At 69.7% G+C, this 7,509-nt stretch carries 9 protein-coding genes; 5 read left to right on the forward strand and 4 right to left on the reverse strand.

From position 1 onward, the window contains the following. Window positions 1–289 (reverse strand): macro domain-containing protein (locus K9U41_RS20660; protein ID WP_282642732.1); only part of this gene is annotated, 289 nt, incomplete at its 3' end. A 186-nt stretch (window positions 290–475) separates the two neighbouring features. Here K9U41_RS20660 and K9U41_RS20665 point away from each other — a divergent pair. Next, a complete protein-coding gene (locus K9U41_RS20665) occupies window positions 476–1,000 on the forward strand; it encodes a hypothetical protein (protein ID WP_282642733.1) in 525 nt (174 codons plus the stop codon). A 106-nt stretch (window positions 1,001–1,106) separates the two neighbouring features. Here K9U41_RS20665 and K9U41_RS20670 read toward each other — a convergent pair whose 3' ends face one another. Then, window positions 1,107–2,147, reverse strand: coding sequence for a patatin-like phospholipase family protein (locus tag K9U41_RS20670; RefSeq protein ID WP_282642734.1), 1,041 nt, complete (start codon window positions 2,145–2,147; stop codon window positions 1,107–1,109). A 25-nt stretch (window positions 2,148–2,172) separates the two neighbouring features. Next, window positions 2,173–2,955, reverse strand: a complete 783-nt coding sequence (locus tag K9U41_RS20675; RefSeq protein WP_282642735.1) for a 3-hydroxybutyrate dehydrogenase — start codon at window positions 2,953–2,955, stop codon at window positions 2,173–2,175. Between the two features lie 198 nt (window positions 2,956–3,153). Between K9U41_RS20675 and K9U41_RS20680 the strand changes: the two genes are divergently transcribed. The 4 genes from K9U41_RS20680 (at window position 3,154) to K9U41_RS20695 (ending at window position 6,776) form a co-directional block, all read left to right on the forward strand. Continuing rightward, the gene (locus K9U41_RS20680) at window positions 3,154–3,693 is read left to right on the forward strand and encodes a Fur family transcriptional regulator (RefSeq protein WP_432715837.1); all 540 of its coding nucleotides are present in this window, start codon (window positions 3,154–3,156) and stop codon (window positions 3,691–3,693) included. A 121-nt stretch (window positions 3,694–3,814) separates the two neighbouring features. Next, complete coding sequence (gene ispG, locus K9U41_RS20685) at window positions 3,815–5,173, forward strand: flavodoxin-dependent (E)-4-hydroxy-3-methylbut-2-enyl-diphosphate synthase (protein ID WP_432715836.1); 1,359 nt, start codon at window positions 3,815–3,817, stop codon at window positions 5,171–5,173. A gap of 208 nt (window positions 5,174–5,381) precedes the next feature. Further along, window positions 5,382–6,236, forward strand: a complete 855-nt coding sequence (locus tag K9U41_RS20690) for a DUF2076 domain-containing protein (protein ID WP_282642738.1) — start codon at window positions 5,382–5,384, stop codon at window positions 6,234–6,236. Between the two features lie 174 nt (window positions 6,237–6,410). Next, window positions 6,411–6,776, forward strand: a complete 366-nt coding sequence (locus K9U41_RS20695) for a helix-turn-helix domain-containing protein (protein ID WP_282642739.1) — start codon at window positions 6,411–6,413, stop codon at window positions 6,774–6,776. 55 nt (window positions 6,777–6,831) lie between these two features. Here K9U41_RS20695 and K9U41_RS20700 read toward each other — a convergent pair whose 3' ends face one another. Continuing rightward, window positions 6,832–7,275 carry a Crp/Fnr family transcriptional regulator gene (locus K9U41_RS20700; RefSeq protein WP_282642740.1) on the reverse strand — a complete coding sequence of 148 codons (444 nt, stop codon included), beginning with the start codon at window positions 7,273–7,275 and terminating at the stop codon, window positions 6,832–6,834. Window positions 7,276–7,509: the final 234 nt, after the last annotated feature.

Here is a 7,509-nt window from a genome sequence, read left to right on the forward strand (position 1 = left end):
GTCCGACCGCGTGGATGACATGGGCCGCCGGCAGGTGGAAGCCCGGGGTCAGGCGCGCCTCGCCGGTGGGGCAGCCGCCGAGGGTCCGGCAATGGGCGAGAAGCTCCGGTCCCGCCCCCCGGTGGATCGCGCCATCCACCCCGCCGCCGCCGAGCAGGCTGGAATTGGCGGCGTTGACGATGGCGTCGAGGGCGAGGCGGGTGATGTCGCCAACCACGATGTCGAGCCTCGCCTGCCGGGGGCCGGCGACAGGGCCGGATGCGATGCGGGCTTCGGGGGGCCGGGCCATGGCAAGGTCGCTCCAGGGCTTCATCACATGGGCGTCAACTTCTTCATATGTACACGCATTCCGAATATGCCAGCAGGCCGCAACACCAGCGCGCGATGGCCGTTGGTTGAAGCCCACGCGGCACCTGAGCGTAACCCTCTCGGCATTGGTCGAAGACCGAGGCCGTCGGTCCAAGAAGGAAGTACCATGGCACACACGCGCAAGAATGAGCGGCGGCTCCTGACCGGCGACGAGATGGAGTTCGTCGAAAAGGCCCGCCACCCGGTGCTGGGCGCGCTTTCCGATGACGACCTTCATCACCTCGTCAGCTATCTGAGCGATCGCCGCGCGCGGGCGCTCACCATCGCCAACAACCAGCGCCGGGCGTTGCGCGGCAAGGGCGGCCGTGGCGAGGTGACGTTCGAGAAGGCCGATTCCGGCAATCGCCAGAAGGCGGCCGTGCTCACCGATGCCCTCACCCGCGCCCGGCGCGAGGCGAGCCGCCGGGCCACCGAGGCGGCGCGGGACGAGCTGATGGCCAATGCCCACCGTGCCCTCGAACTGAAGCGCGATTCCAAGCGCGCCAAGCGCCCGGCCAATCTGCCCCGTCCCAACAAGGGCATGCGCTCCAAGGCGCGGACCCGCATCGATCCCATCGGCGCGGCGGGCGAGGCCGGCCGGGTCACCAAGTTCGTGGCGGTGGCGCAGGCCAAGCGGGATTCGCGCGGCTGAAGCTGGGGCCACCGCTGCCTCCACGGTAGGAAGGCCGGCCGATGGCCTGCCTTCCCTCACGTTCCGCCGGAGGGTCCCGGCCAGCGCGCAGCCACGGTCTGGCCGGTCAGTCCGCCAGTTCCAGCTTGAGGTCCAGGGTGGAACGGCGGCCGAGATCGTCGAAATGGGCTTCCAGGAAGGCCTCCGCCGCCGCCCGGCCGAGGTCGCGCAGGTGCTGCAGGAAGGTCCATTCCGCATTCATCTTCGAGGTGGCGTCCAGCGCCATCAGCTGGTCCTCGCCGCCGATGCGGTGGAGCCGCACCCGCCGGAAGCTCGATCCGCCAAGGGTCCAGCGGGTGAGCAGTCCCTGGTCGATGAGCTTGGCCGCATGGTCGATGGCGCGCAGCTGGGCCAGCAGCGAGGCGTTGAAGGTGATCTCGTTGATGCGGTTCTGGATTTCGGAGGCGGTGCGCGGCGTGGTCTCGCGCGCCACGGGATTGATCTGGACGAGGATGATGTCGTCCGCCTCCGCCTTCTCGTAGAGCGGGAACAGGGGCGGGTTGCCCATGTAGCCGCCGTCCCAATAGGGCACGCCGTCGATCTCCACCGCCTGGAACAGGAACGGCAGGCAGGCCGAGGCCATCACCGCGTCGGCGGTCATCTCCTCGTGGCCGAAGATGCGGGCGCGGCCGGTGTGCACATTGGTGGCGGAAATGAAGATCTTCACCTGCGACTGGCGCAGGGCCTCGAAATCCACGTGAGCTTCCAGGATCTCGCGCAGGGGATTGATGTTCAGCGGGTTGAAGTCGTAGGGCGAGAAGAAGCGCGAGGCCACCTCGAAGGCGAGATAGGCCGGGTTGCGCGCCAGCGACCAGTTGCCCATCACCCGGTCGAACGCGGTGCGCTGGAGCGGCGACATGCGCCCGTCGCGGGAGACATCGCGCCAGAATTGCGTGAGGGCGTGACGGGCCTCCTCCGGGTCGCCCTTGGCAAGGCCGGAGGCCAGCACCACCGCATTCATGGCGCCGGCGCTGGTGCCGGTGATGCCGGAGACCACCAGGCGGTCGTCCTGCAGCAGGCGGTCGAGCACGCCCCAGGTGAAGGCGCCATGGGCGCCTCCCCCCTGGAGCGCGAGGCTCACCGGCTTGGCGCCGTCGCGGCGACTCACGGTGCGCGTCCGGGTCGGGCCGCGCTCACGCCGCGGTCCAGCCGCCGTCGATCACCTGCAGGGAGCCGGTGATGGAGCGGGCATTGTCGGAGGCGAGGAACACGGCGAGCGCGGCCACCTCTTCCACCGTCACGAATTCCTTGGTGGGCTGGGCGGCAAGGAGCACGTCCTTCTTCACCTGCTCCTCGGTCATGCCGCGGGCCTTGGCGGTGTCGGGGATCTGCTTCTCGACCAGGGGCGTCCACACATAGCCGGGGCAGATGGCGTTGACGGTGATGCCGAATTCCGCCGTTTCCAGCGCCGCGGTCTTGGTCAGGCCGGCGATGCCGTGCTTGGCGGAGACGTAGGCCGACTTGAAGGGCGAGGCCACCAGCGCGTGGGCGGAGGCGGTGTTGATGATGCGGCCCCACTTGCGCGCCTTCATGCCGGGAATGGCCGCGCGCATAGCGAAGAAGGCCGCCGACAGGTTGATGGCGATGATGGTGTTCCAGGTGTCGATCGGGAACTCCTCGATGGGCGCCACGTGCTGGATGCCCGCGTTGTTCACGAGGATGTCGCAGGAGCCCAGCTCGGTCTCGCCCAGCTTCACCATGTCGGCGATCTCGTCCGGCTTCAGCATGTTGGCCGGCGAATAGAGGCACTTGACGCCGAAATCGCTCTCGATTGCGGCGCGCTCCTTCTCGATGGCGGCGGCGTCACCGAGGCCGTTGAGCACGATGTTCGCACCCTCCTTGGCGAAGGCTCGGGCATAGGCAAGCCCGATTCCGCTGGTGGACCCGGTGACGACGGCGACCTTCCCCTTGAGCATGGCTGTTCCCCAAAAAAGGCCCGGCGTGGCCCGGCCTGCGACCGTGGCTCACGATGTAGCGGAGCGGTGTGACGATGCTGTCACGCGCACAGGCGAACCTGCGGCCGGCAGATTGCAACGCTCCTTCGTGCGGCGCAACGCGACCTTGGCGTGGCTTTCACACACCAGCGGATGGCAGGACGTGAACTGATGTATTAAATAGGGAGCGTGAGCCATCCGACGTCCCATCCCAGTGACCATGATCACGGCCAGTGCGTGGCCGGGGCCTTGGCGCGCGTGGAGAAGTGCTGCGCGGAAAAAGGCCTGCGCATGACCCCCCTGCGGCGCAGCGTCATGAAGGCGCTGGCCGAAACCCATGTGCCCCTCGGCGCCTACGAGATCGTGGAGCGCCTGGCCGCCGGTGGCGAGCCGACGCCGCCCATGTCGGTCTACCGGGTGCTGGATTTCCTGGTGGCCGAGGGGCTTGCCCACCGCATCGAGAGCCGCAACGCGTTTCTGGCCTGCGGCCATCCCCATGATGCCGAGGAGGTGGTGGTGTTCCTCATCTGCGAGCGCTGCGGCCTGACCCGGGAAGTGGCCTCCCATGCCGTGGGGCGTGACCTCGCCTGGGCGGCGCGGGCGGTCGGCTTCGAGCCGCGCCAGCGGGTGCTGGAGGTGGCCGGCACCTGCGCCAGCTGCCGGGAGATGGCCGCCGCCGCGCCGTCCGGGCGGGCGGCGGGAGAGGCCGACGCCGGTTGACGCTCGGCGCCGCCGGGCCTACTCGAAACCCGTCTGCGCCCCGTCCCGCGACGTATCAGGCCGGATGCGCCCGCCGCGGACGCCGGACCCGAACGGACGATTTGCCGAGGATGGAATGCCCATGACCACCCTTCAATCCACCCCCACCCTTCAGTCCGCCGTCGCGAACGCGCTCCCCCCCGCGACCACGCCGGTGGTTCCCGCCGAGCTGCTTCAGGCCGGCCCCGCGGTGCGGCGCCTGACGGTGGGCGTGCCCGTGGGCCGGGTGATGGTGGGCGGCGGCGCGCCGGTGGTGGTGCAGTCCATGACCAACACCGACACCGCCGACATCGAGGGCACCGTGCGCCAGGTGGCGGCGCTCGCCCGCGCCGGCTCGGAGATCGTGCGCATCACGGTGGACCGCAACGAGGCCGCGGCCGCCGTGCCGCACATCAAGGAACAGCTGCTGGCGCAGGGCATCGACGTGCCGCTGGTGGGCGATTTCCATTACATCGGCCACAAGCTGCTGGCCGATTATCCGGCCTGTGCGCAGGCGCTGGACAAATACCGCATCAATCCCGGCAACGTGGGCTTCGGCGACAAGAAGGACCGGCAGTTCGCCGCCATCGTCGAGACCGCCATCCGCCACGACAAGCCGGTGCGCATCGGCGCCAACTGGGGCTCCCTCGACGGCGAGCTGCTGACCCGCCTCATGGACGAGAACGCCCTGCTGCCGTACCCGGCCGAAGCCCGTGCCGTGACCCGCGAGGCGCTGGTGCGCTCGGCCCTGCTCTCGGCGGCGCTGGCGGAAGAGATCGGCCTTCCCCGCAACCGCATCATCCTGTCCGCCAAGGTCTCGGCGGTGCAGGACCTGGTGGCGGTCTATGGCGAACTGTCCCGCCGCGCCGACTATGCCCTGCATCTCGGCCTGACCGAGGCGGGCATGGGATCGAAGGGCATCGTCGCCTCCACCGCCGCCATGGGGGTGGTGCTGCAGCAGGGCATCGGCGACACCATCCGCGTGTCGCTGACCCCGGAACCCAACGGCGACCGTACCCGCGAGGTGCAGGTGGCGCAGGAAATCCTGCAGACCATGGGCCTGCGCACCTTCGTTCCGCTGGTGGCCGCCTGCCCGGGCTGCGGGCGCACCACCTCCACCGTGTTCCAGGAGCTGGCGCAGGGCGTGCAGGACATGATCCGCGCCCGCATGCCGGTGTGGAAGGCCAAATATCCCGGCGTCGAGGCCCTGAACGTGGCGGTGATGGGCTGCATCGTGAACGGCCCGGGCGAGAGCAAGCACGCCGACATCGGCATCTCGCTCCCCGGCACCGGCGAGACCCCGTCCGCCCCGGTCTTCATCGACGGCAAGAAGGTGGCGACCCTGCGCGGCGCCAACATCCAGGACGAGTTCCGCCAGATGGTGGAAACCTATGTGGAGCAGCGCTTCGGGGTCGGCGCCGCCGCGGTGGCGGGAGCTTCCCCGGCGGATGCGGCGGAGTAGGGCGAAGGGACCCATGGGCTGGCTCATGGGCCCTCGGTCAAGCGCGCCCGGTGCTTGAAGCAAACCCTCGCGGTACCGGTCGAAGACCGGCGCCGTCGATGCAAGCGCTTCCGCTACCTCTGCCGTTACCAAAATTTCATGGAGCCCCGCCCTTCCTGCGCCATGGCCGGCTGCTCATATGCGTGTCGTCCAACCATCGGAGGCGGATATGACTCCCGAGGAACGTGCCCTGATCGACGGCCTGTTCGACCGCATGCGCGGTGTCGCGAACCAGCCGCGTGACGCGGAAGCCGAGGCGCTGATCGCGCGCCGCGTCGCTGAGGCACCCCATGCCACCTACGCCCTCGCGCAGAGCGTGCTGGTGCAGGAGCATGCGCTCCAGCAGTCCTATGCCCATATTCAGGATCTGGAAGCCCAGCTTCAGGATGCCGAGGCCCGCGCGGCGGAGGCGCAGTCGCGTCCGGCCGGTGGCGGCTTTCTCGGCGGCCTGTTCGGCGGCGGCTCCCGCAGTTCCGTGCCATCCGCCGGCGCGCGCACGGCGGATGCCGCCACGGGGGTTCCGCCCGGCTATGCCCAGCAGGGCTACGGGCAGCGGGGTTATCCCCAGCAGGGCGGGGGTTATCCGCAACAGGGTTATCCCCAGCAGGGCGGCTACCCGCAGCAAGGCTATGGGCAGCCGCAGCAGGGCGGACCGTGGGGGCAGCAGCCTCCGCAGCAGCGCGGCGGCTTCGGTGGCGGCGGCGGTGGCGGCTTCCTGCAGGGGGCGCTCGCGACCGCGGCCGGCGTGGCCGGCGGTGCGCTGCTGTTCGACGGCATCAAGAGCATGATGTCCGGCGGCGAAGGCGCCGTGGCCCAGGCGGCGGCGGCCGAACTCGGCAAGCCGGCGGCTGATGCCTCCAGCGGCCACCTCGGCCAGGATGCCCAGAATGCGCTGGGCGGACAGGATGCGGGCCAGGGCGCCGGACAGGAGGACGGCTGGAACGCCGACCCCCAGGACGTCAGCTTCGACGACGGCGGCGACTGGGGCAGCGACGACAGCTCGGACGACGGGTCCTGGACCTGAGGGTCTGAACCTTGTCCCACGGGATCAAAGTTGCGAACGGCGGTGCTGGGCACCGCCGTTTTCGTTTGGCGGCCTGGGGGTTCGGCGCCTCATGATCAGCCGGCTTTCGTTTCCCGCCGCGACACTCTAGCTTCTGCGCCAATGCCCCGTGCGCAGGGGCGGCAGGGATACACGATGACGCCGTTCGGACGCCGGGTGCGCGACCTGCGCGCAGACCGGAGCGTGACACTCACGGAAATGGCCCGCGCCATCGGGGTCACGCCCACCTATCTGTCGGCACTGGAAACCGGCAAGCGGGGCAAGCCCACCTGGGCGCTGGTGCAGCGGATCATCGCCTATTTCAACGTGATCTGGGACGAGGCGGAGGATCTCCAGCGCCTCGCCGAACTGTCCCAGCCCCGGGTGGTGGTGGACACGGCAGACTTGAGCCCGCAGGCCACCGAGCTGGCCAACCTGCTCGCCCGCGAAATCAGCCACCTGCCGCCGGAGGCGGTGGCCGAACTGCTGGGGCGCCTCAAGATCCTGCGCCGGCGCGGCTGAAAGCGCGCGCCGGGCCGTCAGGGTGGATCAGCCGCGCGCCTTCACCCTCGCGCCTTCACCCTCTCGCTTTCACCAGGGCCTGCGTGGTCTCCTGCAGGCGGAAGGCGAGGTCGCGCAGCACCGAGCGGGCGAGGGACGGGGTCTTGTCGAGAAGATTGAGGAACAGGTCGGTCTCCATGCGCAGCACGCTCATGGGCTCACCGGCCCGCACCGTGGCGGTGCGCGGCTCGCCCGTGAGCACGCCCATCTCGCCCACCACCGTGTCGCGGCCGAGCCGCGCCACCTCATGGGCCGTGCCGCCGGCCGCCACCTCGATCACGGCGGTGCCCTCGAGCACCACATAGGCGGCGTCCGGCGCCTCGCCCTGGGTGAACAGCACATCGCCCGGCGCCACGTCGAGCCGTGCCGCCGAGAAGGCGAGCAACCGCAGCTGGCTCGGCTCCAGGTCCCGGAACATGGGGATGCGGGCGAGTGTCCTCGCCTCTTCTTCGATACTCATTCTTCGATACCCTTGGGCCTGTGATGCCTTCATGCCTTGCGGGCACTTGCGGCATCCCTCCTGCAACGGGGTCCCGCCCCAGGCGGGGTGCCCCAGACATCGCCGCGCCCTTGGCGAAAGGCGACCACATCCGGATTAGACAGTCTAGCGCGTTTTTCCGACGTGCAACTTTATCCCTTCGGGGGTCACGCGCCGGTGGCGGCGACTCCCGCCCCGATCGCCCCAGTCCCTGCC

It is taken from the genome of Xanthobacter autotrophicus (assembly GCF_029991245.1).
Lineage (GTDB): Bacteria > Pseudomonadota > Alphaproteobacteria > Rhizobiales > Xanthobacteraceae > Xanthobacter > Xanthobacter autotrophicus_C.